This is a genomic window from Streptomyces sp. NBC_01808 (genome assembly GCF_035917395.1).
Lineage (GTDB): Bacteria > Actinomycetota > Actinomycetes > Streptomycetales > Streptomycetaceae > Streptomyces.
Window position 1 is genome coordinate 7,370,684 of sequence record NZ_CP109072.1, and the last position, 22,453, is coordinate 7,393,136.

Sequence of the window (22,453 nt, forward strand, 5' to 3'; positions counted from 1 at the left end):
GGGGCGAGAGCACGAGCGGAGCGCGCTTGCGATTCCGCGCTCCGCGCCGAGACGCGGAGGGAAGACGATGACGCACACCGTGAAATGGAACGTCGGCCTCCATCTCTTCGAGGAGGCGGGGACGACGAAGGCGCGCGTGGAGCTGGACACCGCGACCGGGAGGTTCACCGGGCACGGGGACGCGCACAGGAACCCCGCGGACCCGGACGTGCCCGAGATCGGTGACGAGCTGGCCGCCGGCCGGGCGCTCGACGACCTCGGCCGGCAACTGATGGACGTCGCCCGGCGTGACGTCGAGGCGGTCGCGGCCTCCGGGCGGGATGCGCGCCCGGGCGACGGCTGGCCGTCCCCGGACCGGATGTGAGGAGGCCGACCGATGACGAAGCCAGTCCGTCGTAGCGGCGGGGCCCTCCAGACGTGGGACCCGTTCCGCGAGATGGAGGACCTGCACAGCCGCTTGGACCGCCTCGTGCAGTCCGCCGTTCCGGCCGTACCCGGACCCGGTACTCCCGGGGCCTGGGTACCGCTGGCCGACATCGAGGACACCGAGGACGCCTACCTGGTGGAGCTGGAGCTTCCCGGGGTGGGCAAGGACGACCTCACCGTGGAGATCACCGACTCCGAGATCGGCGTGCACGGCGAGATCCGGGAGAAGGAACGCACCGGCGTGGTCCGGCGGCGAGGCCGCCATGTCGGGGAGTTCGACTACCACGCCAGTCTGCCGTCGAACTCGGACACCGGTCACGTCAGCGCGGAACTGACCAACGGCGTCCTCACCATCCGCGTTCCGAAGGCCGAGAAGGCCGGGGCGCGGCGTATCGAGATCGAGGGCTGACCGCCGGCCCCGGCAGCATGGCGAGGAGGCGGTGGCGATCATGCGAGCTGAACCAGGCGATCGACTCGTGGTGGAGAGTCCTGCTACCGGAGCCGCCAGACGCGATGGCGAGATCATCGGGGTCCGCCATGCGGATGGCACGCCCCCCTACGAGGTGCGCTGGTCGGACACGGACGAGGTGACCCTCGTCTATCCCGGGCCCGACGCACACGTCCGCGGCCCCGGACACCCGCCAGGGGGTGAACCCGAGTCCGGCCGGTCGCGTACGGACCGCGCGGCAGAGCGGACAAGCGCTGAGCCGAGCGTGACCCCGCCCGCCAGGCCGCCCCATCCCGGTGACATCGGCCGCCGCGTGTCCGCGGAGCGCAGACGCCGGGGGCTGACCCGGGAGGAGACGGCCCACCGCGCCGGAATGGCGCCGGAATACCTGGCATACCTCGAAGAACAGGCGGCCGACCCGACGGCGGCCTGCCTCGCCCGCCTGGCCGGTGTGCTGGGCACGACCCCCGTCGCGCTGCGCGGCGGCGGCATCGACTGGCCGCCCGGCCAGGGGCAGGCGCTGCAGCACCCCCGGCTACGGGACCTCGGCCCCGACGAGTGCCGCCGTCTGCTGTCCGCCTCCGGTGTGGGGCGGGTGGCGGTCTCGACACCGCAGGGCCCCGCGGTGGTTCCGGTCAACTACGAGGTCGTCGACGAGGCGATCGCCTACCGGACCGCGCCGGACTCGGCTCCGGCGGCAGCCGTGGGATCGGAGGTCGCCTTCGAGGTCGACCACCTGGACGAGGCCATGGGCCAGGGCTGGAGCGTGCTGGTCGTCGGACCTGCGCGGGTAGTGACCGACTCCGACGCCGTAAGGAGACTGGCCGAGGGTGCCCACGCCGCACCGTGGGCCGGGGGCGGACGGGAGATGTGGGTCTCGATCCGGCCCACGCGCATCACCGGACGCCGCATCACGGACGACGGGCAGGAGCCGGGAGCGCCGGGCAGGTGACGCACCCGCCGCCGGCCGGCTCCGCCGGTCGCCCGCGACGCGGCTCCGGCAGCGGATGTCCAGCGCACTGTGCCCTTTCTTCCTCCTGCTCGGACAACCGCGGACTGCGGCGTTCGGGCGGCGGCCGGAGGGGCGATCACGCCGACCGGGAGCGCAGCAGTGCGCGGCGCGGGCGCCCATCCCGACGGGCCCGGCACCCTGACCGAGGGCCGGGTGGCGGCCGAGCACCTGTGGACGCCGCGCGGCGAGGCCACGGTCGAGGGCACCGGCTACGACCCCGTGGGCCGGGTGGTGTGTGCCGGGGCATCCGTGACGACGACCCCGCCACCATCGTGGCCGCCGTCGGCGCGGCCTGACCGGACTGGCGATCCGCGAGGACGCGCTGTGGCTCGACCCCGTGCCGATGCCGCAGATGTCCGAGTACGTGCTGCGCTTGAGCCACCGGGGCCACCGCGGCATCGAGCTGCGCCTGCGCGCCGGCCTGCTCCATGTCGACGTCCCGCAGTCAGCAGAGCCACCGCTGACCCTCGTCCTGCCCGGACCGCACCGTCACCGTCGAGCCGGGCGAATCCCGCCGGCTCCGGCTTCCCGATGCCTGACCGGCCCGCACGGCACCGAAGCCCCGGAGCGCCGCCGGCGGCCCCTTCTGTGCGGGCTCAGGCCCGGAGCGGAGTGCGGCCGACATCGTCCACCCGGAAGGACAGGCGGTCCGTGACGCCGACCACGCCGTCCACGGAGGTGCAGAGCCGCACGATGATCGGGATCAGGCTCCTGCTCTCCACCAGTCCCTGCAACGTCACCCGGCCGCCGTCCACGTCGACCGACACCTGGGCGGGCGCCAGGCCCACGGTGTCCTGCAGGACGTCGTGCTCGATCTCCTCCCGGACGGCGTCGTCCTTGCGGAGGAAGATCTGCAGGAGGTCCCGGCGGCTGATGATGCCGAGCAGCCGGTCCACGTCGTCCACCACCGGCAGTCGCTTGATGTGCTGCACCTCCATGAGCTGGGCGGCTTCGACGACGTTCCAGTCGGGGTGCGCGCAGACGGCGGGGGCGGACATCAGCTCCTCGGCGCGCGCGCCTTCCGCCTTGGCGCGCTCCCACGCTTCGAGAGGGGGCAGGGGGACCCGTCCGTCGGTACCGGGCCGGTCACTGGCCTTGCGCAGCAGATCGGCTTCCGACACCACGCCGACGGGCCGGCCGCCGTTGTCGACCACGGGGAGCGCGGCGATCTCGTTCTCCGTCAGCAGGCGGGCGACTTCCTGGAACGGGGTGTCGTAACGGGCGCTGACGACATCCCGCGTCATCAGATCGCTGACTTTGCGGTGCTGCATCTTCCCTCCCACGTTCGGGGTGGTCACTCGTGCGGGACGACGGCGACGGGCGCGGCGGCGTGGTGCATCAGGGCGTGCGTCACCGGGCCGATCAGCGTCGGGAACATCCGGTGCCTGTGCGTACGGCGTCCCCCGACGAGCAGTTGGGCGCCGGCGCCCAGTTCCAGCAGACGCGGCGCCACCTCGCCGTCCAGCAGGACGCGCTCCGTCTCCACCTCCGGATAGCGTGCCCGCCAGCCGGCGAGGGCGGAGTCGAGGTTCTCCCGTGCCACGGCCTTGAGATCGGAGCCGACCTTCGGGTCGGGCAGTGCCGACGGGTAGGCGTAGATGGACGAGCGCCGCCACATGTGGACGACCCGGAGCGGGCTGCCCGTCCGGTGGGCGGCGGCGAAAGCGAACTCCAGCACGGGGTCGAACCCGTGGTCGAGATCCACTCCCACCACCACGGGGAGCTCGCTGTCCGCGGTGTCCGGGTGCCAGTCCTCCCGTACGAGGACGGTGGGTCCGGTGACGTGCGCAACCACCGGCAACGCCACACTTCCGGTGAAGAATCCCGAGGCCGCACCGATGCCTCGCGACCCCAGGACGAGAAGTTCTCCGTCCTGCGCCTCGTCCAGAAGTGCCTTCACCGCCGTCTCCGACGTCGCACCACCGCTGATCTCCACTTCCGGATACCGTTCCGCCGTCTCGCGGCATGCGGTGGCGATCCGGTCCCGGACCCACTCCTCGTGCAGGGAGCCGCCCGGGGCGGCCTGCCGGCTACTCGTGGACGACGCCTCGGCGTGGACGATACGCAGAGAGATCCGGCGCGCGGCAGCTTCCGCCGCCGCCCACCGGACCGCCGCCATGCTCGGGTCCGAGCCGTCCACGCCGACCACCACGTGCCGCGTTGTCATTGCTGCCTCCCCGGGGGGAACCGACCGGGCGGCCTGGTCACAAGCGCAGCCCGGTCACGGAAGAGCGTCGCGGCATTGGCCACGCCGCCCCTTCAGCTTGCCGCGGCGGCGGCACGGCCCACGAGAGCCGTACGGGTTCATCGCCGGGACCATCGGGCACACCGGTCTTCCCGGCGGGGGTGGCCGGACCGGCCGGAGACGGGATGAGTGTCACTCATAGTGACATGCGTGCTCCGGGGGCAGGCCGTCAAAACTGGCGCTAATCTGAGAAAAGGGCACGAATGACGTGTCACGGAGGGGCCGTGAATGAACAGAGCGTGAGCCCGTACTGGCGTCGGCCGGGCGAGCTGGTACGCCGGCGGGAACCGTCGCGGTTCACCGAACGGTGGCTTGAGGCCACCGCCGACATCACCGCAGGACTGCTCTCCGGGCTGGAGGAACCCGCCGTCCTGGAGATGATCGTCGAGCGGGCCCGCCGCATTCTGCGGACGGACCTCGGAGTCCTCGCCCTGGCCGAGGGCGCCTCAGGACGGCTGCGGGTGGCCCTGGCCTCCGGCAAGGAGGCGGAGACGTACCAGGGAATGCTCCTGCCCCGCCGCGGATCGTTCGCCGGAGCTGCCGCCGAGGCCGGGAAACCGATCACGAGCACCGACCTCTCCCGTGATCCGCGGATCACGGCGGGGTCGCCCGGCGCGCGGAGACCGGGACCTGCGGTGGCCGTCCCCATGGTCGCCGAGGAGGGGGTCAGGGGCGTGCTCCTGCTCGCACGCAGCGATCCGCTCGACGTGTTCACCGAGGTGGAGACCGGTCCGCTGCTCGCCTTCGCGGGGCAGGCCGCGATCGCCATGGAACTCGCCGATCGCCGGCGCGACGCCGAACAGGTCGCCCTGCTGAAGGACCGCGACCGCATCGCGCGGGACCTGCACGACCTCGCGATCCAGCGGTTGTTCGCCACCGGGATCTCGGTGCAGAGCGCGCTGCGCTTCGTCGACCACGAGGAAGCCCGGGCCCGCCTGCTGCGCGCCGTGGACGAGCTGGACGAGACCACCCGGATCATCCGCTCGACGATCTTCGGCCTCCGCACCGGGCGGGGGACGACGGGCGGCGGCCTGCGGGCCCACGTCGTCCGGGCCGTGGAGGACGCCGTGCCGGTGCTCCGGTTCACCCCCTCCCTCCGCCTGGAGGGCCTCATCGACACGGACGTGCCCGCGGACGTCGCCGACGCCGTCCGGGCGGTGCTGGGGGAGGCGCTCACCAACGTCGGCCGGCACGCCCGGGCGAGCGCCGCCGAGGTGGTCCTGACCGTGACCGACGGCACGGCCACGCTGTCCGTACGGGACGACGGGGTGGGCATGCCGCGCGGCGGCCGGCGCAGCGGACTCGCGAACCTCGCCGATCGCGCGGAGAGGCTCGGCGGACGGTTCTCGGTCACCGCTCCGCGGGAGGGCGGCACGTGTGTGACGTGGTGGGTGCCCCTGACCCGTCGATGACCCCGGGCCGGCACCCGCCCGGGCCCGGTCAGCGGCCCCGGGTGCCGTCGCCGTCCGGCCGTACGCCCTCCTCCGAGGCGATCACGGCGGCCTGGACGCGGCGCTCCACGCCGAGCTTGCTCAGCAGCCGCGAGATGTTGTTCTTGACCGTCTTCTCCGAGAGATAGAGCCGCTCGCCGATCTCCCGGTTGGTGAGTCCCTCGCCGATCAGGCCGAGGATCTCCCGCTCCCGGGGCGCGAGGCCGGAAAGCGGCCCTTCCTCCCCGGACTCCTCGGGCTCGCCCCGGAGGCTGTCCAGCAGCCGGCCCGTCGTGGTCGGATCCAGCATCGACTGCCCCGAGGCGACCGTGCGCACGGCCGCGACCAGGTCGGAGTCCTTGATCTGCTTGAGTACGTAGCCCGCGGCTCCCGCGAGAATCGCGTCCAGCAGCGCCTCGTCGTCGTCGAAGGAGGTGAGCATCAGGCAGGGGAGGTCCGGCATCCGGGAGCGCAGTTCCCGGCACACCGCGATGCCGTCGCCGTCCGGGAGCCTGACGTCGAGGACCGCCACGTCGGGCCGGAGCGCGGGGCCGCGGGCCACGGCCTCCTCGGCCGTCGAGGCATCTCCCGCCACCCGGATGTCGGGCTCGTCCTCCAGCAGCTCCCGTAGCCCGCGCCGTACCACGTCGTGATCGTCCAGCAGGAAGACCCGGATCGGCGCCGCGGCGGAGGCGGCGAACCCGTCCGGTCCGGTCACGTCGGCTCCGCGGGCGGTGGCGCGGTCGTGTCCCCGGGACCGTCTCCCTCGTGCCCCGGGGAGGCCGCCCCCCGCCGGCCCCGCTGCCCGTCCCCGGCGGGCGCGCCGTCGGGTCGCTCCAGCCGGAACCCGACGTCCACGACGCCTTCGACCGCCCGCGCCATCCGCGCCGCCAGCGGCACCAGCGAGGTGTTGCGGAACCAGCCCGAGAGCGTCACGACACCCTTGTCCACCTGTGCGTGCACCGTGGCCCCGCCGAGGGGGAACAGCGGGTCGAGGACCTGCCGTTGCACGTCCTCCGCGATGTCCTCATCGGACCGGAGGAAGACCTTCAGCAGGTCGCCGCGGCTGACGATGCCGGTCAGGTGCCCCTCACCGTCCACGACCGGAAGCCGCTTCAGGCGCCGCAGCGCCATGGCCCGCGCGGCCTCCGCGAGGGTGGCGTCGGCCCGTACGGAGACGGCGGGCGTGGTCATGAGGTCGCGCGCGACCACCGCACCCGCCTTCACGATGCCCTCCGGCCGCCGGTCCCGGTCCGCCACGGACAGCGCGCTGTCGCGGTACTCCTCCTTGGGCAGCAGATCGGCCTCCGACACCACGCCGGTGACCCGGCCGTCGCCCTCCAGGACGGGCAGCGCGCTGACCCGCCACTTCCGCATCGCCTCGGCGATCTCCTTGAACGAAGCCTCAGGCCCGACCGCGACGACCGTATGCGTCATGACGTCACTGACGAGATACGGCGAACGGTTCATGACGATCCTTCCGGGGCCGGGACAGCGTACGGGCCACGCGCCGGTGAGCAAGTTCGAGCTACCACTCCGGCAGGGGAACCTGCCCGTCCGCGCCGGACTCTCACCCGGACGGCGAACAGACCGAACCCGTTCGGGCGGCACCTGCGCCGTCGATCCCCGAGGGCCCGGCTCACCAAGTGTCCTGTCGCCGTTGTCCCCGAGAGGCGCTGACGACACAGGGCCAGGTGAACGGCGGCTGGTCAGGCGCCTCCGGCGGTGCCCCCGGAGCGGGCGTGGCTGCCGGGAGCCCGCCGCGCCTGGCCCTTCGCCTTCTTGCTTCCGGCCTGTCCGGCGTCCTTCTTGACCAGAACTTTCGCCTTGCTCTGCACCTGGGCCGCCTCCTTTCTGAGGGTCGGCAGCAGCCGGACGAGCGCTTCCCCCGGGCAGCTCGTCTCGTACGCGTCGATGTGGCCGAGGACGGCCGGCACCGAGATGGAGCCCTCCTCGGCGAACCGGGTGTTGCTGTTGGTGGAGACGACCTGGGTACGGGCGGTGGGGGCGATCCCGGTGAGACCGAGTTTCCAGGCGATGAGCACCGCAAGGGACTTCCGCAGCGGCTCCGGTACGGGCACGCCCTCCGGGAACGTACCGATCACGGCGATTCCGGTCGTGCCCCTGTTGAGGCCGAGGGTGTGCGCCCCGACCACCGCGCGGCCCACGCCGCCCAGCCGGCCCTCGAAGACCGTGCCGCACCGGTCGACGAGGAAGTTGTAGCCGAGGTCTCCCCAGCCCTTGCCGACGGCGTGTGCCTCGTACATGTCGCGTACGTACTGAGGGCTCTCCGAGCAGTCGTAGTCGTTGAGGTGGCCGGTGTGGTGGATGACCACTGCGTGCACGGAGTCCGCGTAGCGCGGCTTCTGGTCGAGGAGCCGCGGATCGGCGCCCCACTGCTTGCGGCCGACGATGGCGGGCCGCAGCGCCTTGGCCGGAGCGTACGGATCGGCCGCGGCCTTCGGCGACCGCTCGCCGGAATCCGGGGCGGCGGCGAAGGGCAGGTTCCCGGTGAGGGCCAGCACGGTCAGGACGGCCGCGACCACGGCTCCGGCGCCGGTGACCGCCCAGCGCAGAGGGCGCCGGGGCCTGGGGGAACCGCACACGCCTCTCATATCTTTCCAGCCTGACGGCTCCCCGCCCGGCGCGCCCGCTGGACTGCTCTGTACGGAGGCTCCCGCGCCGTGCGCCCGGGGCGCCGGTCGTCCCGCGGATATTCGGTGCGCTGCCCGCTCCACGAGGACGCAAGATGGTCCGCATGACTTTGGCCACTCCCATGCTGCACACCGCCCGGCTGCGCCTGCGCCCCTTCACCGACGCCGACGCGGACCCCCTCTTCGCGCTGCACAGCAGCACCCACGTGATGCGCTACTGGGACTCCCCGCCGTGGACCGAACCCGCCCGCGCCGGGCTCTTCCTCGCGAGGTGCCGGACCATAGCGGAGGAAGGCACCGGGGCGCGGGTGGCCATCGACCGTGCGTCCGACGGCGCCTTCGTCGGCTGGTGCGGTCTGACCGCATTCGACGCGGACCACCGCAGCGCGTCGTTGGGCTACTGCCTCGACCCTGCAACGTGGGGCCACGGCTACGCGACGGAAGCGGCACACGCCGTGCTGCGGTGGGCGTTCGACACCCTGGACCTGAACCGGGTCCAGGCCGAGTCCGATACGCGCAACGCGGCTTCCGCCCGGGTGCTGGAGAAGGTCGGGTTCGTCCGCGAAGGGACGCTGCGGGAGGACTGCGTCGTCAACGGCGAGGTCTCCGACTCGTGGGTGTTCGGCCTGATCAGACGAGACCGGCGCCCGTCGGCCACGCCGGCCCCGGCCGGCTGAGCTTGTGCTTTATCCACCGGTCCGTGATCGTTCTTTGATGCTCTCGGGCCGTTTGGCGGTTTTGCCGACGTTGTGGTGGGTGGCGGGGTGTCGGTTCTTGGAGCCGGGAGGGCGGCCGGGGCCTGGCCGGGAGGGTTTCGGTGCACGAGCCGGGCAGGTCAAGTGCGGGCGGAGGTTTCTGAACCCCCGGCGGACTCGGGCCGGGGTCAGACGGCCGGGCTGAGCGGGTCGTTCCCAGGGGTGGCGGAGATCCCCGGCTGCCTCACGAAGGAGGCGGAGCTGGGTGTGGGCGGCGATCACGAGCCAGGTCCAGCGGTCGGCGGCCGCGGGGGCCCGGAGCTTAGGGCGGGTCCAGCCCAGGGTCTGCTTGATCATCCGGAAGGTGTGCTCCAGATCGAAGCGGCGGAGGAACGCCTGCCAGCGGATGTCGATGTCGTCGCCGGCCAGGCCGGTGGCTGAGGACCACAGCCAGACCGGGAGGGGATCGTTCCCGCCGGGCAGGCGGTCGACCTGGAGCCGGATCTGGGTGCCCTCGATGACGGGGAGCTCGGCGGTGTGGTCGATCCACGCGGAGCGAGTGGTCAGCCTGGGGTGGATGCGGTTCCAGGCCATTGCGCGGGCGGTGCCGTAGCGGTCGGTGACCTGCACCGTTGCCGCGTCCGGGTCACCCCAGGTCTCCGGTTTGGCGAAGCGGAACTCCCCGCCGTGCTTCGGTGGACGCCCGCCATAGGGGTGGGCGAGGTGGAACTCCTCCCGGGAGGGCGCCGGCCGGCGCATCACGCGGTCCGCCCGCATCCGCCCGAGGACTTCCACCGGGAGCCCCGCCAGGAGGTGGGCCATGCGCGGGGCGTCGTAGCCGGCGTCGAAGACGACCAGGACCTCGCGGTCGCCGGTCTTCCAGCGGCCCATGCCGATCAGGTCCTCGACGATCCGGCGGACCTGGGCGGCGGTGACCTCGGCGACGTCGTCGGCCGGGCCCAGCCGGACAGCGTCCAGGAGCTGGCACCAGGATGTGCGGCCTGTCTCCAGCGCGGCCACGAAGGAGTAGGGCCAGCCCGGCACGAACTGGTCCGAGGACCGGCCGCTACGGCCGTAGACGTGACAGAACAGGCGCTCTGGGCTGGTGGAGGCGTCAGGGCGGAGCCAGTGGGTGACGTCGACAGCGAGGACCAGGCGCCCGTCGGCGGCCCTGGGCTGTGGCAGGCCGGCCAGTACCTGCCGCAGCCGGGGCACGTCGATCTCCCCGCGGTTCAGCGCGGAGTACATCGCGCCGTGCCCGCGCCGGTGTTCGGCCGTCAAGGTCAGGTCCACCGGTGCGGTTACCGGACCGTCTTTGCACAACAGCGCGTCGGCCAGCTCGAACAGCGCGTCCCCGCGGACGGTCAGGCAGTCGAAGAAGTCGTCCCGGAAGTGTGACGCCAGCGCGAACGGGCCCCGCCCGGCTTCGTGATGCAGCAAACTCGTTCCCCCACGGCCTTTGTGCTGGTCAGTGCATCCTTGGTCGGAGCACAGGATCAGCCGAAGGCCGTGACCACGTCCGGTGAATCCCCTACCGAGTGACCGCGTACGGGACGCCGTTCGAAGCCGGTGGATAAAGCACAAGCTGAGAGGGCGTTGCAGAACTCGTCCCCGTGGCCGGGCAACGCGGATCGGGCTCCCTGGACTCTGTGAGGGGTGAAGGGAGTGCCCATGACTGCCAAGCAGAGTGAGCGGGACACCGATTTCCAGAGTTTCATGGCGAGCCGGTGGCCGCGGCTGCTGCGTACGGCGTACCTGCTCACCGGGGAGCAGCACGCCGCGGAAGACCTCGCGCAGACCGCGCTGGAGCGCGCGTACGTCGCCTGGCGGCGGGTGACGCGCGCCGAGGATCCGGACGCGTACGTGCGCAGGATCCTCTTCAACGCCTATGCGCGGCGGTTCCGTTCCGGCCGGCGTGCCGAGCTGCCGAGCGGGCAGAGCGGCGGCGGCGCGGGGGAATCGCCACCGGCCGGGCCGGACCGTATCGCCCAGGCGGACGACCGCCTGGCGCTGCTGCCGGCGCTGCTCGCGCTGCCTCCCCGGCAGCGGCAGGCCGTGGTGCTGCGCTACTGGGAGGACCTGAGCGTGGACGAGGCGGCGGCGGCCATGGGGTGCTCGACGGGAACGATCAAGAGCCAGACCGCCAAGGGCCTCGCCAAGCTGCGCGTCTCGCTCGTCCCGAGGGAGCGGACGGGCGGCACCCGCGAGCGCGCCGGCGGCCGAGAGAGGTGAGTGACGTGCACGAAGAGGGCATCGACACAGCTCTGCCGGAGCGGCTCGCGGCAGCGGCGGATCAGGTGGTCATCACCCCGGTTCCGGCCGCCGCGGTGCTGCGTGCGGCGCGCCGCCGGCGTACCGGCAGAAGGCTGGCGCTGGGCGCGACCACCCTGGCCACGGGGGGCCTCCTCGCCGTCGGGCTGGGAGCGCTGCCCGAGTCCGGCGGGATGCGGGAGCCGACGGCGATCGTCGTCCCGCCGGGGAGTTCGTCCCCCGGCCAGGCCGGGGTGACGCGGCCGTCCAACGCGGTACTGGGCGAGGGCTCGGCGGGCGGCTACGACTTCCGGGTGGAGGTCGACGTCTGGGCGGCCGCGGCCGACCAGGACGAGGTCTGGGACCAGGTCCGGGCGATGTACGAGAGCGACACGGAGTTGCCGTTCGAGGTCGAGAACGGCGCCAACTACCCGCCGGTCAAGGGCGAGGACGAGCTGCCCTACCGGCCGGGGAAGTCCTGGTACTTCCTCTACCTCTCGGAGAACGGCAACCCGCGCGGTCCGGCCGGGCAGGGAGAGGTGCTCACCGGCCGCGACGACGAGATCCATGTCGATGGCACCAACCTCGACGGCAATGGCAACGAGAGCAAGGACGCCGAGGCGAGGACGGTCGAGCTGCTCTACGGTTACCTGCCCGAAGGGGTCGACCGGGCGGAGATCACGTGGGAGAACGGCACCGTGTCAGAGCTGGAGCTGGTCAAGGCTGCAGGGTCGACGGGGCACTGGTTCACAGCCGCCGGACCGGAAGGCGGGGTCGATCCGGACGAGCTACGAACATACGACCGCTACGGGCAACCCGCCGAAGGCTACGACTTCAAAGGCTGGTGACCCGCGGGCGAACTCGACCTCTGCCGGGGCCGGGACGCGGCTGACGGCCCGTCACCTTCCCTCGTCCGGCGGCGCCGGCGATGTCAGTGGCCCCTTCTAATATGCGCAGTGGTGGGCCCGCCGGAACGGGGCGGGCCCAGCTCGCGGAGGGGACTGCCATGGCTGCCGGTTCTGGAGTGTCGACGTGCGTGTGACGACCCGGTGCCGACGATGGCGTTCGGCATGCACCTGGGCCCGCTGGCCGACATGGGCGACGTCCGCAGGCGGCTCACCACGCTTGCCGAGCAGACGGCGGCCGCGTACGGGTGCACGGCCACCGTGGATTATCTGCAGGACGTGCCGGCCGTGCACAACCGCAGGGAGCAACGACGACGCCCTGCTGTCCGGGGTGCGTCTGCACTGCCACGTGGCCTACGGCCACCTGACCGGCGCACTCCTTCCCCGGAAGTGACCGAGACCGGAGCGGGGGCCGGCGGCTCGCGGCGAATCGCTGACCCTGCTTCCCGTGATGTCCGAATAGTCTGAAGTCTCCTGCGTGAGAGCCTGCGCGCACGCCGCCGCCGGAGAGATCGGACGGGACGATGGACCAGACCGCATCACCACCGGACACGGTCGTACTCATCCACGGCCTCTGGATGACGCCCCTGTCGTGGGAGCACTGGGTCACCCGCTACGAGCAGCGCGGCCTGAAGGTGATCACGCCCGGCTACCCGGGGATCGAGCCGGGCGAGGCCGGCGTCCAGGCGCTGCGCCGCGACCCCTCGCCGCTGGCGGGGCTCGGCGTGCGCGAGGTCTTCGACCACCTGGCCGGGGTCGTGGCGGCGCTGGACACGAGGCCGGCCCTCATCGGCCACTCGTTCGGCGGCACCTTCGTGCAGCTTCTCCTCGGCGCCGGGTACGGCGCGGTCGGTGTGTCCATCGACGGCGCGCCCGTCAAGGGGATCCGGGCGCTGCCGGTCAGTGAGATCAGGGCCACCTTCCCGGTCCTGCACAACCCGGCCAACAAGAACCGCGCGGTGCCGATCACCGAGAAGGAGTTCCACCACGCGTTCACGAACAACCTGAGCGAGGAGGAGTCGAAGGCCGTCTACGACCGCTACGCGGTCCCCGTCTCCGGCCGGATCCTCTTCCAGGGCGGCTTCGCCAACCTCGCGCCGCACGCGGCGACCGCCTACGACTTCGCCGACCGCGACCGGGCGCCCCTGCTGTTCATCGCCGGCGGCAACGACCGCATCCTGCCGCCGGCCGTGCAGCACGAGAACTACCGGAAGAACGAGAAGCACGGCGGCGCCATCGTCGCCTACCGGAAGTTCCCCGGCCGCAGCCACTACACCTGTGGCGAGGACGGCTGGGAAGAGGTCGCCGACTTCGCGCTCGACTGGGCGATCGAGCCCGCGCCCCTGCACATCGACCCGAGCTGAGCGCGACGGAGCGGGACGCCGACGGCGGCCGGGCTGTCAGTGCCGGGTGGCAGTATCCCGGGCATGAGCGGCGAGGGTTTCGACTGGCACGGGTTCCTTGGGCGTTGGCAGGACGAGTGGGTTCCGCGGGCGGACGAGGAAGAGGACGACGAGGGCGGTGAGGAGGCCCGCTTCGTGCGGGGGCGGGCCGGGGCGGCGGAGGCGGTGATCGTCGCGGCCGAGGAGCGGCTGGGGCTGCGGCTGCCGGAGTCGTACCGGGAGTTCCTGGCCGTCAGCGACGGGTGGCACGTCGATCAGACGGCCGGGGTCTATCAGCTCGGGGGCGCCGCGGAGATCGACTGGTTCCGGGATCCGTACGACCAGAGTTCCGCGTACGAGGAGCACCTCGGCGACGATCCGCGCGCGGAGGATGTGCTGCTGGCCGGGATGTGGCGGCGGGCGCTGCGGCTGGAGACGGACTCCGACATCTCGCACGCGCTGCTCGATCCGGGCGACGTCGGCCGGGACGGCGAGTGGGCGCTCTACCTCTACCGGGGCTGGAGCGGCGAACAGCCCGACCGCTACCCGTCGTTCCGCGCGTACATGGAGGCCATGTACCGCGGCTTCCACCGCGACCGGGCCGAGCGCGCCGACTTCGTGAACGCGACGACCCGCGCCCAGGACGCCCGCGTGGAGGACGCCCGCCGGCTGGCGCTGCGCGGGCGGTACGAGGAGGCGGTGTCCCTGCTCGAAGAGGCGGCGTCCTACGGCCGGCCCGGGAGCGCCGTCCTGCTGAACCAGCTCCAGCACATGGGGGCGCCGCGGAGTCCGCGGGCCTACGGCGACCTGGTGGCCGACCCCCGCTACCAGCCGGAGTTGCTGCCCGCGGAGGCCGTGACGCAGGGGCGGGACGGACGGCGGGACGGGGACGACCAGTGGCTCCGGATGATGGTCGCCCGCGGCGTCGACCGGGAGACCGCCGAGGCGGTCCTGCACGCGGTGCGGAACGGGACCCATGTCTACGCGCCCACCGGCCCCTGGGGCCGGGCCGTCGCCGAGGCCCGGGAGGCGGCCCGCTGGGGGCTCACCGACGACGCGTGGCGGATTCTGCGCGGCGCGCTGCCGTCGTGGGAGGCGCCGGGGCCCTCGCTGATCGCCCCGGTCGGCCTGCTCGCCGACACCGTCCTGGGCCCGCTGGTCACCCCCGAGCGCGGACGGGAGATCCGGGCGACCCCGCGGGCCGGGGAGAGCGGACCCGCCCCCGAGCCGGTGCCCGACCTCGACCCGCCGGGCCTCGCCTGGCTGGCGGAGCGCGCGGCGAACCGGCAGCAGCCGTGGGACGGATACCGCGCTGTCTGGATCGAGGGGGCGGACCCCGCCGGCCTGCCCGCCCTGATCGGCGAAGAGGGTGCCGGGCTGAGTGCGCCCACGGATCCGCGCACGGCATCCTGGGGAGCACCCGGTCCGCACGAGCGGGAGGGCGTGGAACTCTGGGAGGACCGGCCCGTGGTCGCCCTCGGCCGCACCGCCGAAGGCTGGGCGTTCGCCGTCGACGTCAGCTCCCACCGCCGTCTGACCGGCCTGTTCCGCTCGCCGGCGGCGGCCGCCTCCGCGGCCGGCCGCGCGGTGGTGGTCTGGCGCGAACCGACGAGCCACTCCGCCGACCGCCCGACCGCGTTCCACCTGTCCGTGGCCGAACAGGGCGAGGAGCTCTGGGCGTTCACCGTACGAGGCACGAAGGCCGAGCGCTCCGGCGCGATACCCGACGCCCTGGACCCCGCCCGGCTGTTCCGCCCGGAGGACACCGAGCAGGAGCGCGAAGCACGCGTGCTGACGACCCTCCACGCCGAACTCGGGCTCTCACTCCCGCGCTTCGCGCTCACCCAGGGCAGACTCCCCACCTTCACCACCCGGTCCTGGACCCGCGAGCCCCGCGAGGGCGAGGGGTTCAGCTACGCCTACGTCACGACGGGCCCGCACCGGACCTGAACGCCCGCCCCGGCGCGACCGTTGTGCCTATCCGTTGAGATGACGGCGCGTCACCCTCCGCCGTCGGCCGTGGCGTCCGGCGGTGACGGTGTGTGTCGGGCATGATGCTCGGCGTGGCGGTATGGGAGCCGGTGGCGGTGCTGCTCGGCGTGGTGGTCGGCGGGGTCGCGGCGCTGCACGGGCTGGGCGCGTGGCTGCGGGGCGAGCCGGGGGCGCTGGAGTCGGGGCCGTTCAGCGGCGGACTGCCGCCCGCGGAGCACGCGTTCTCCCGGTTCCACGTGCGCTGGTATCCCGTGACGATGATCTTCCTGGCGTTCGACATGGAACTGCTCTTCATGTACCCGTGGGTGCGCGTCGTCAGCGAGGTGGGCACGCCGGCGGTGGTCGAGATGTTCCTCTTCCTGGGCATCCTCTTCGCGGCCGTCGTCTACGCCCGGCGCGAGGGCGCGCTGCGATGGGCCTGAGGGAAGCGCTGCGCCGCATGGGGACCAGGCATCCCGCCGTCCTGCTGGCGGTCCACCCCGGTGGTACGGAGACGCGGCTCGCGGTGGAGGCGGGGCTGCGGCGCCGTGGCTGGCCGGTGGCGGCGAGCCCGGCGGCGGCGAGCGCGCTGCTGGTCGTCGGGGCGGGCGGCGCCGGGGCGGGGGAGTGGACGGACGCGCTCTGGCGGCAGATCCCGTATCCCAAGTCCCGCTCCGCGGTGACCGGAGCGGAGGGCGTCGAGACGGCGCTGGACGGACTGCTGCGGACGCTGGCGGCGCCCACCGGTGGCAGCAGCGGGGGCATGACCGGTCACGGGGGCCCGGGGGAGGGCGCCGCGCGCGGACGGCCAGGTGCGGGGCATGGCGGTCACGAGGACCACGGCGGCCACGGAGGCGAACCCGGCCACGAGGGTCACGAGGACCACGAGAGCCATGGCGACCACGAGGACCACGAGAGCCCCGGCGGCCACGACACCCACGGGAGCCCCGGGGGCCACGGCGCGCACGATGCTCACGCGGCGCATCTCCCTCACGTCGGACCCGTCGCCGGGTTGCCCATGGCCCAACGCGCCGACGACCGCGACGGGCTCCGGCTCGACCGGCTGCACCTGCCGCTCGGGCCCGCGCTCGCCGACTGGCCCGCCGGGCTCGTGCTCGACGTCGCCCTGCAAGGGGACGTCGTGCAGCACGCGGAGGTGCGTACCACCACGCCCGCCGCGGAGGCACTGCCGTACTGGGACGAGCCGTGGCTGCGGGCGGCCCGCGGCGAGGACGTCGTGCGCGGCGCCGCCCAGCGGCGGTGCTGCGCCGCGCACCTGGACAGCATCGCGCGGCTGCTCGCCGTCTCCGGGTGGCCCGATCCCGCCGCCCGCGCCCGCCGGTTGCGCGACGCCGTGCTCGACGGGGCGCCGGTCCAGGAGTGGGGTGCGGGACTGCGGCGGCTCGCGCGGCGGGTGCGGCGGTCGCGCGTGCTGCGGGAGTTGACGGCCGGGCTCGGCGCGTTGCCCGCCGTGCGGGCGCGCCGGTCCGGGGTGACCGGTCCCGCGCTGGCCGCGGACGGTGACGCGTACGACCGGCTGCTCACCTGGCTCGACGAGGCCGCGCGCTGCGCAGCCGGCGTCGACGACGACCGGCCCCTCGCCCTGTACGGCCTGGAGGGCCCGCGCGGGCGGCTCGACGGCCCGCGGCCGCCGTCGCAGGCGCTCCTCGACGTCCTGCCCGACCTGCTGCGCGGCGCCGAGTTCACGTCCGCCCGCGTGATCGTGGCCAGCCTCGATCCCGACCTCGACGAAGTGGCGGTGGCCGTCCGTGGCTGACACCGCGCCCGTGTGGGCCGTCGTGCTGCTGCCGTTCGCCCTCGTCGCCGCGGCGGCCCTGGTCGCGGGCTTCGACGCCGTGCTGGCCGCCGCGGCGGAAGGCGGCCGCCAGGGCCGCCCTCTGCGCGCCGCGCCGGCGCCGCTGCGCGCGGGGCTGCGGCTGCTGGGCCAGCAGCCGCGGCGTACGACCGCGGACGATCCGTGGCTCGGCCGCATCGGGATCGCGCTCGTCCCCGTGGCCGCCGTGCTCGCCGGCGCCGTGCTCCCGTGGGGGTTCCGGGCCGTCACGGATCCGGTCGTGGGCGTGGTGTGGTTCAACGCGATGGAGGCGCTGGCGTGGGCGGCGGTGTGGCTGGCCGGCTGGGGGCCGAACTCGGCGCTGTCGCTGGTCGGCGGCTACCGCTTCCTCGCCCAGGGCCTGGCGTACGAGCTGCCGCACATGTTCGCGCTCACCACCGCGGCGCTCGGCGCGGAGTCGCTGCGGGTCGGCGAGGTGGTGGCGGCCCAGCGGGGGCTGTGGTTCGCGGTGTGGATGCCGGTGGCGTTCGCCGTGTTTCTCCTGAGCGCGCTGGCGATGGCCTTCTGGGGCCCGTTCGAGCACCCCCTCGGCCGGGACGCCGCGGGCGGTGCGGCCGCCGAGTACGCGGGCGTGGACCGGCTGGTGCTGCTGGGCGGGCGGTGGCTGCTGCTGGTGGTCACGGCCGGGTTCAGCGTGCCGCTCTTCCTCGGCGGCGGGCACGGGCCGTGGCTGCCGGCGTGGGCGTGGACCCTGCTGAAGACGGCCGCGGTGCTCGGCCTGCTGGTGGCCGGGCGGCGGCTGCTGCCGACGCTGCGTATGGAGCGTTACTTGGAGTTCGCGTTGATGGTGCTCGTGCCGCTGACCCTGCTGCAGGCGCTGGCCGTCGCCATCGTCGTCCTGGGCTGATGAGCGACCGATGAGGGAAGGAGGCCGGACCGATGCCCGATGACGTGGTGTTCTGGGTGCTCGCCGTGCCCGCGGTGGTGAGCGGGGCCATGGTGTTCCGCTTCGACTCCATGGCCCGGGCGACGTACGCGCTGCTGCTGTCCCTCCTGTGCGTCGGCGGCCTGGTCCTCCGGCTCGGCCTCGACTACCTGGGCGTGGTCGTCATTCTGATGATGACGATCGAGATGTCCATCATGGCCGTGTTCATGGTGATGTTCATGATGAACCCGGGCGGGCTGCTGCCCATGTCGATGCTGCACAACAAGCGGGGCGCGGCGGCGGTCAGCGCCGCCCTCTTCGTCCTGCTGGCCGCCGGCATCCTGCTGGGCCCCTGGCCGGGGCGGCGCGGGAAGCCCGACGACGACCCGACGATGGCCCTGGGCGAGTCGCTGATGGGCCCGCACATGCTGACGATGATGACGCTGGGCCTCGCGCTCTTCACCACCATCGTCGCCACCGTCGTGCTCGCCACCGGCCGCGGCCGGTACGACCGCTTCGGCGACGACCTGCGCGCCCGCCGCCCCGCCGATCCCGTACGCCCGGGGGTGCGCCGGTGACGCTGGAGCCGGTCCTGCTCGTGGCCGCCGCGCTGTTCTGCGTCGGGCTGTTCGGCGCGCTCTCGCAGCAGTCCGTCGTGATGGTGATGATGGGCCTGGAGCTGATGCTCGGCGGCGTCATCCTCGCCGCCGCCGCGGTCTGGCACTTCGTCGCGCCCGCGGCCACCGACGGGCAGGTGCTCGTCGTGCTGGCCGTCACCGTGATGGCGGTGGAGATGGCCGTCGGCTTCGCCGTGGTCACGGCCCTGTTCCGGACCCGCGAGGTCGACATGACCGACGACGCCGCGGAGCTGAAGGGGTGAGCGCGGCGCTGTGGGCGCTGGTCGCCGTGCCGCTCGCCGCCGGGACGCTGCTCGCCGCGACCGGGCGCAGGGCCGACCGGTACGCGCCCGCCACCGCCGTCGCGGCCTTCGCCGCCGCCCTCGCCCTGGCCGTCTACGCCGCCGCGGCCCCGACGGAGGTACGGGCGCCGCTGCTGGCGGGGCTGCCGTTCGGGCTCGGCGCGCACGGGCTGTCCGGGCCGATGGCGGTGACCGTCGCCGCCGTCACCCTGGCCGTGCTCGTCCACAGCGCCGGCGACGTCGGCGCCGGGCAGCCGCGCGCCCGCTTCTTCGGCCTCATGCTGCTGTTCGGCGGCGCCATGCTGGTCACCGTCACCGCCACGACCCTGCCGGCGCTGCTGATGGGCTGGGAGTTCATGGGCGCCACCTCCTGGGCGCTGATCGGCTTCCGGTGGCGCGATCAGGTACGGGCCGAGGCGGCGGGCGTCGCGTACCTGACCACCCGGGCCGCCGACCTGGGGCTCTACCTCGCCGCCGGTGCGGCCCTCGCCGCCGGTCCGGCGTCCGGTCTGGCGCTCGACCGGCTGCACGAGGTGCCCGCCCCCTGGCTGCACCTGCTGACCGCGGGCGTCGTCGCCGCGGCCCTGGGCAAGTCCGCCCAACTCCCGTACAGCTTCTGGCTGTCACGCGCCATGCAGGGCCCGAGCCCCGTCTCGGCGCTGCTGCACTCCGCGACGATGGTCGTCGCCGGCGCGTACCTGCTGCTGCGGCTGCAGCCGCTGCTCGCCGCCTCCGGCTGGGGCGACGACGCGGTGGCCTGGACCGGCGCGGCCACCGCGCTCGCCCTCGGCCTGGTCGCGGTGGCGCAGCGCGACCTCAAGCAGCTCCTCGCCGCGTCCAGTTGCGCCCAGATCGGCCTCATGGTCCTCGCCGCGGGCGCGAGCGCGACCACCGGCGGCACCCTGCAACTCATGGCGCACGCCGCGGCGAAGAGCCTAGCGTTCCTCGTGGCCGGCTTCTGGCTGGCAGCGTTCGGCGCCGGTACGCTGCCCGCGCTGCGCGGCGCCGCCCGGCGGGACCGGATCGCGGGCGCGGCGTTCACCGTGGCCGCCCTGAGCCTGGCCGGGGTGCCGCCGCTGTCGCTGTGGGCGGCGAAGGACGTGCTGCTGACCGAGGTGCTGGAGCACAGCCCGGCGCTGTACGCGGCGGGCCTGGCGGCGGCCGTCGTCTCGGCGGTCTACGCCGTCAAGGCCCTCTGGTACGTATGGCGCCCGCCCGAACCCGCGCACCTCCCGGCTCCGACACCGGCCCCGGCACCGCCCGCGGCGGCGGCCGGAGGAGGCGGAGCCGGGCCACCGGACCGCGGCCCCCGCACCCTCCCCGCGTCCGAGGCGGCGGCGTTCGCCGCGCTCGTCCTCGCCGTCGCCGCCCTGGCGGTCCTCGCCCTGCCCGGGCCGCGCGCCGCCGTCGCCGACCGGATCGGCGCGGGCGGCGAAGCCGCCCCGTACGCCTGGGAGTTCGCGCTCTCCGCCGCCCTCGCCCTCGCCGCGTCCGCCGGCGCCTGGGCGTGGGGCGACCGGCGCAGCCCCCTGCCCGCACGGCTCACGGCCGCCGCGTCCGGCTGGCTCGGCCTGGAGGCCGCGGTCCGCGCCCTTCTCGTACGCCCCGTGCGCCGCCTCGCCGCCGCGCTGGCCGCCTTCGACGACCGGGTGCTCGACCGCGGTGTCGACGGCCTCGCCCGCGGCACCGTCCGGCTCGCCGGCGGCGTCAACCGCGGTGCGGAGGCCGCCGTCGACGGCGCCGTCGAGGGCGTCGGCTCCCTGAGCCGCGCGCTGGGCCGGCTCGCCCGCCGCCCGCAGACCGGCCAGGTGCACACCTACCTCGCCCAGGCCATCGCGGCCTTCACCGTCCTCGCCGCCGTCTTCGTCCTCGTGAGGTGACCGCCCCCGTGCTCACGGCCATCGTCTTCCTCCCCGCCGCCGCGGCCGGCGCGCTGCTGTGCGTACCGCGCGCCGCCGGCCGCCGGGTCTTCCTCCTCGCCTGGGCCGCCGTGTCCGCCGCCGTCCTCGCGCTGACCGTCGCGCTGTGGCTCGGCTACGACCACGGCGGCGGCATCCAGTACGAGACGAACGCCCGCTGGATCCCCAGCGCCGGAATCGGCTACCACATCGGCGTCGACGGCCTGTCGCTCCCGCTGCTGGCCCTGACCGCCGTCCTCTTCCCGGCCTGCGCGCTGTACGCGCTGCGCGAGACCCGCCGGGTAAGGGAGTTCGCCGCCCTCTTCCTCTTCCTGGAGACCACCTGCCTCGGCCTCTTCGCCTCGCTCGACCTCATCCTCTTCTTCGTCTTCTTCGACCTGTCGATCGTCGGGATGTACTTCGTCATCGCCGGCTGGGGCCACCCGGGCGCCGCACGCGCCGCGCAGAAGTTCTTCCTCTACACCTTCTCCGGGTCGCTCGCGCTGCTCCTCGGCTTCATCGGCCTCTACCTCGCCGCCACGCCGCACACGTTCGACATCGTCGCGCTGGCCGAGGAGAACCCGCTGGCCGGGCGGTCCGGCTACGGCGCCCTGGTGCTGCTGGCGATCGGCCTCGGCCTGGCGGTCAAGACGCCGACGGTGCCGTTCCACACCTGGCTGCCGCCGGCCCACACCGAGGCCCCCGCGGCCGGTTCCGCGATCCTGGCCGGGGTGCTGCTGAAGATGGGCACGTACGGGTTCCTGCGCATCGCGATGCCGCTGCTGCCGGGGTCGTGGCGCACGTACGCGGCCGTCTTCGTGGTCGTCGGCGTCGTCTCCGTGCTCTACGGGGCGCTGGTGGCCCTGGCGCAGACGGACTTCAAGCGCATGATCGCGTACACCTCGGTCAACCACATGGGTTACATCCTCCTGGCCCTCGGTGCCGCCGCCGCGCTGGGCGAGGACACCGTGGCCGCCCGCCGGCTCGCCGTGACCGGGGCGACGTACCAGATGGTCAGCCACGGGCTGCTGACCGGCGCGCTGTTCCTGCTCGCGGGCGTGCTGCACGAGCGCGGCCGCACCTACGCCATGGGCGCCTACTCGGGCGTCGCGGCCCGCGCCCCGGTCTTCGCCGCGCTCACCGGCGTCGCCGTCTTCGCCTCTCTCGGGCTGCCCGGGTTCTCCGGCTTCATCGCGGAGTTCCAGATCCTCGCCGGCAGCCTCGGCCCGCGTCCGGTGGCGACCGCGCTGGCGGTGCTCGGCATCCTGCTGACCGCCGCGCTGCTGGTGCGGGCGCTGCAGCGGATCTTCCTCGGCCCGCTGCGGCTGCCCGACGCGCCCGGCACCCCGCGGCCGTTCCGCGACCTGCGCGCGCACGAGGCGGCGGCGATCGTCCCGCTGCTCGCCCTCGCCGTCGTGCTCGGCGTCTTCCCGCGCTTCGTCCTCGACGTCATCGAGCCGTTCTCGCGCGGCGTGCTGGAGCTCGTCGCCCGGTGAGC

General features: G+C 73.8%; 23 protein-coding genes. 17 read left to right on the plus strand and 6 right to left on the minus strand.

The features are described 5' to 3' along the window. Positions 1-67: 67 nt before the first annotated feature. From OG946_RS32365 to OG946_RS32380, 4 genes are all read left to right on the plus strand, one after another. Positions 68-364 carry a DUF1876 domain-containing protein gene (locus OG946_RS32365; RefSeq protein ID WP_326799492.1) on the plus strand — a complete coding sequence of 99 codons (297 nt, stop codon included), beginning with the start codon at positions 68-70 and terminating at the stop codon, positions 362-364. Between the two features lie 12 nt (positions 365-376). Next, a complete protein-coding gene (locus tag OG946_RS32370; RefSeq protein WP_326799493.1) occupies positions 377-835 on the plus strand; it encodes an Hsp20/alpha crystallin family protein in 459 nt (152 codons plus the stop codon). Between the two features lie 40 nt (positions 836-875). After that, positions 876-1,826, plus strand: coding sequence for a DUF1918 domain-containing protein (locus OG946_RS32375; RefSeq protein ID WP_326799494.1), 951 nt, complete (start codon positions 876-878; stop codon positions 1,824-1,826). Between the two features lie 412 nt (positions 1,827-2,238). Further along, entirely contained in the window at positions 2,239-2,541 is a 303-nt protein-coding gene (locus OG946_RS32380) for a hypothetical protein (RefSeq protein WP_326799495.1), read from the plus strand. On the opposite strand, the gene OG946_RS32385 is transcribed toward OG946_RS32380, so the two are convergent. Next, the gene (locus OG946_RS32385) at positions 2,483-3,157 is read right to left on the minus strand and encodes a CBS domain-containing protein (RefSeq protein ID WP_326799496.1); all 675 of its coding nucleotides are present in this window, start codon (positions 3,155-3,157) and stop codon (positions 2,483-2,485) included. The two genes, OG946_RS32380 and OG946_RS32385, sit on opposite strands and share 59 nt — an antisense overlap. Positions 3,158-3,180: 23 nt before the next feature. Continuing rightward, positions 3,181-4,053 (minus strand): universal stress protein, encoded by an 873-nt coding sequence (locus OG946_RS32390; protein WP_326799497.1) that lies wholly within the window; start codon positions 4,051-4,053, stop codon positions 3,181-3,183. A 302-nt stretch (positions 4,054-4,355) separates the two neighbouring features. Between OG946_RS32390 and OG946_RS32395 the strand changes: the two genes are divergently transcribed. Beyond that, entirely contained in the window at positions 4,356-5,543 is a 1,188-nt protein-coding gene (locus tag OG946_RS32395; protein ID WP_326799498.1) for a sensor histidine kinase, read from the plus strand. Between the two features lie 28 nt (positions 5,544-5,571). On the opposite strand, the gene OG946_RS32400 is transcribed toward OG946_RS32395, so the two are convergent. The 3 genes from OG946_RS32400 to OG946_RS32410 all read right to left on the minus strand — a co-directional run bounded on the left by OG946_RS32400 (position 5,572) and on the right by OG946_RS32410 (position 8,107). After that, positions 5,572-6,279, minus strand: a complete 708-nt coding sequence (locus OG946_RS32400; RefSeq protein ID WP_326799499.1) for a response regulator transcription factor — start codon at positions 6,277-6,279, stop codon at positions 5,572-5,574. Next, positions 6,276-7,031 carry a CBS domain-containing protein gene (locus tag OG946_RS32405; RefSeq protein WP_326799500.1) on the minus strand — a complete coding sequence of 252 codons (756 nt, stop codon included), beginning with the start codon at positions 7,029-7,031 and terminating at the stop codon, positions 6,276-6,278. Before OG946_RS32405 ends, OG946_RS32400 begins: the two co-directional genes overlap by 4 nt. 239 nt (positions 7,032-7,270) lie before the next feature. After that, positions 7,271-8,107, minus strand: coding sequence for a peptidoglycan recognition protein family protein (locus OG946_RS32410; protein WP_442814553.1), 837 nt, complete (start codon positions 8,105-8,107; stop codon positions 7,271-7,273). A gap of 212 nt (positions 8,108-8,319) precedes the next feature. Here OG946_RS32410 and OG946_RS32415 point away from each other — a divergent pair, with 212 nt between their 5' ends. Further along, complete coding sequence (locus OG946_RS32415; protein WP_326799502.1) at positions 8,320-8,892, plus strand: GNAT family N-acetyltransferase; 573 nt, start codon at positions 8,320-8,322, stop codon at positions 8,890-8,892. Positions 8,893-8,901: 9 nt separating this feature from the next. On the opposite strand, the gene OG946_RS32420 is transcribed toward OG946_RS32415, so the two are convergent. Beyond that, positions 8,902-10,350 carry an NF041680 family putative transposase gene (locus OG946_RS32420; protein ID WP_326797746.1) on the minus strand — a complete coding sequence of 483 codons (1,449 nt, stop codon included), beginning with the start codon at positions 10,348-10,350 and terminating at the stop codon, positions 8,902-8,904. 231 nt (positions 10,351-10,581) lie between these two features. On the opposite strand from OG946_RS32420, the gene OG946_RS32425 reads away from it, so the two are divergent. The 11 genes from OG946_RS32425 (at position 10,582) to OG946_RS32475 (ending at position 22,451) form a co-directional block, all read left to right on the plus strand. Continuing rightward, positions 10,582-11,142, plus strand: coding sequence for a SigE family RNA polymerase sigma factor (locus OG946_RS32425; protein WP_326799503.1), 561 nt, complete (start codon positions 10,582-10,584; stop codon positions 11,140-11,142). A gap of 5 nt (positions 11,143-11,147) precedes the next feature. Further along, entirely contained in the window at positions 11,148-12,008 is an 861-nt protein-coding gene (locus OG946_RS32430; RefSeq protein WP_326799504.1) for a hypothetical protein, read from the plus strand. Positions 12,009-12,589: 581 nt separating this feature from the next. Continuing rightward, positions 12,590-13,429 carry an alpha/beta hydrolase gene (locus tag OG946_RS32435; protein ID WP_326799505.1) on the plus strand — a complete coding sequence of 280 codons (840 nt, stop codon included), beginning with the start codon at positions 12,590-12,592 and terminating at the stop codon, positions 13,427-13,429. 63 nt (positions 13,430-13,492) lie between these two features. Continuing rightward, the gene (locus OG946_RS32440; protein WP_326799506.1) at positions 13,493-15,397 is read left to right on the plus strand and encodes an SMI1/KNR4 family protein; all 1,905 of its coding nucleotides are present in this window, start codon (positions 13,493-13,495) and stop codon (positions 15,395-15,397) included. A gap of 101 nt (positions 15,398-15,498) precedes the next feature. Next, complete coding sequence (locus OG946_RS32445; protein WP_326800435.1) at positions 15,499-15,861, plus strand: NADH-quinone oxidoreductase subunit A; 363 nt, start codon at positions 15,499-15,501, stop codon at positions 15,859-15,861. Continuing rightward, the gene (locus tag OG946_RS32450) at positions 15,852-17,195 is read left to right on the plus strand and encodes a hypothetical protein (RefSeq protein WP_326799507.1); all 1,344 of its coding nucleotides are present in this window, start codon (positions 15,852-15,854) and stop codon (positions 17,193-17,195) included. Before OG946_RS32445 ends, OG946_RS32450 begins: the two co-directional genes overlap by 10 nt. Then, entirely contained in the window at positions 17,188-18,120 is a 933-nt protein-coding gene (locus OG946_RS32455) for an NADH-quinone oxidoreductase subunit H (RefSeq protein ID WP_326799508.1), read from the plus strand. Before OG946_RS32450 ends, OG946_RS32455 begins: the two co-directional genes overlap by 8 nt. 32 nt (positions 18,121-18,152) lie before the next feature. After that, the gene (locus OG946_RS32460; protein WP_326799509.1) at positions 18,153-18,716 is read left to right on the plus strand and encodes an NADH-quinone oxidoreductase subunit J; all 564 of its coding nucleotides are present in this window, start codon (positions 18,153-18,155) and stop codon (positions 18,714-18,716) included. After that, positions 18,713-19,018, plus strand: a complete 306-nt coding sequence (gene nuoK, locus OG946_RS32465; protein ID WP_326799510.1) for an NADH-quinone oxidoreductase subunit NuoK — start codon at positions 18,713-18,715, stop codon at positions 19,016-19,018. Before OG946_RS32460 ends, nuoK begins: the two co-directional genes overlap by 4 nt. Further along, positions 19,015-20,937 carry a proton-conducting transporter transmembrane domain-containing protein gene (locus tag OG946_RS32470; RefSeq protein ID WP_326799511.1) on the plus strand — a complete coding sequence of 641 codons (1,923 nt, stop codon included), beginning with the start codon at positions 19,015-19,017 and terminating at the stop codon, positions 20,935-20,937. The genes nuoK and OG946_RS32470 overlap by 4 nt, the downstream gene beginning before the upstream one ends. Positions 20,938-20,945: 8 nt before the next feature. Continuing rightward, the gene (locus tag OG946_RS32475; protein WP_326799512.1) at positions 20,946-22,451 is read left to right on the plus strand and encodes a complex I subunit 4 family protein; all 1,506 of its coding nucleotides are present in this window, start codon (positions 20,946-20,948) and stop codon (positions 22,449-22,451) included. The last annotated feature ends 2 nt before the right edge of the window (positions 22,452-22,453 follow it).

What these genes read in the sequence shown, in the direction of transcription:
- OG946_RS32425 (WP_326799503.1), top strand. Translation starts at nt 10,582, where the DNA reads ATGACTGCCAAGCAGAGTGAGCGGGACACCGATTTCCAGAGTTTCATG.
- OG946_RS32440 (WP_326799506.1), top strand. Translation starts at nt 13,493, where the DNA reads ATGAGCGGCGAGGGTTTCGACTGGCACGGGTTCCTTGGGCGTTGGCAG.
- OG946_RS32370 (WP_326799493.1), top strand. Translation starts at nt 377, where the DNA reads ATGACGAAGCCAGTCCGTCGTAGCGGCGGGGCCCTCCAGACGTGGGAC.
- OG946_RS32450 (WP_326799507.1), top strand. Translation starts at nt 15,852, where the DNA reads ATGGGCCTGAGGGAAGCGCTGCGCCGCATGGGGACCAGGCATCCCGCC.
- OG946_RS32390 (WP_326799497.1), bottom strand. Translation starts at nt 4,053, where the DNA reads ATGACAACGCGGCACGTGGTGGTCGGCGTGGACGGCTCGGACCCGAGC.
- OG946_RS32385 (WP_326799496.1), bottom strand. Translation starts at nt 3,157, where the DNA reads ATGCAGCACCGCAAAGTCAGCGATCTGATGACGCGGGATGTCGTCAGC.
- OG946_RS32415 (WP_326799502.1), top strand. Translation starts at nt 8,320, where the DNA reads ATGACTTTGGCCACTCCCATGCTGCACACCGCCCGGCTGCGCCTGCGC.
- OG946_RS32405 (WP_326799500.1), bottom strand. Translation starts at nt 7,031, where the DNA reads ATGAACCGTTCGCCGTATCTCGTCAGTGACGTCATGACGCATACGGTC.
- OG946_RS32445 (WP_326800435.1), top strand. Translation starts at nt 15,499, where the DNA reads ATGATGCTCGGCGTGGCGGTATGGGAGCCGGTGGCGGTGCTGCTCGGC.
- OG946_RS32435 (WP_326799505.1), top strand. Translation starts at nt 12,590, where the DNA reads ATGGACCAGACCGCATCACCACCGGACACGGTCGTACTCATCCACGGC.
- OG946_RS32460 (WP_326799509.1), top strand. Translation starts at nt 18,153, where the DNA reads ATGCCCGATGACGTGGTGTTCTGGGTGCTCGCCGTGCCCGCGGTGGTG.
- OG946_RS32380 (WP_326799495.1), top strand. Translation starts at nt 2,239, where the DNA reads ATGTCCGAGTACGTGCTGCGCTTGAGCCACCGGGGCCACCGCGGCATC.
- OG946_RS32365 (WP_326799492.1), top strand. Translation starts at nt 68, where the DNA reads ATGACGCACACCGTGAAATGGAACGTCGGCCTCCATCTCTTCGAGGAG.
- OG946_RS32375 (WP_326799494.1), top strand. Translation starts at nt 876, where the DNA reads ATGCGAGCTGAACCAGGCGATCGACTCGTGGTGGAGAGTCCTGCTACC.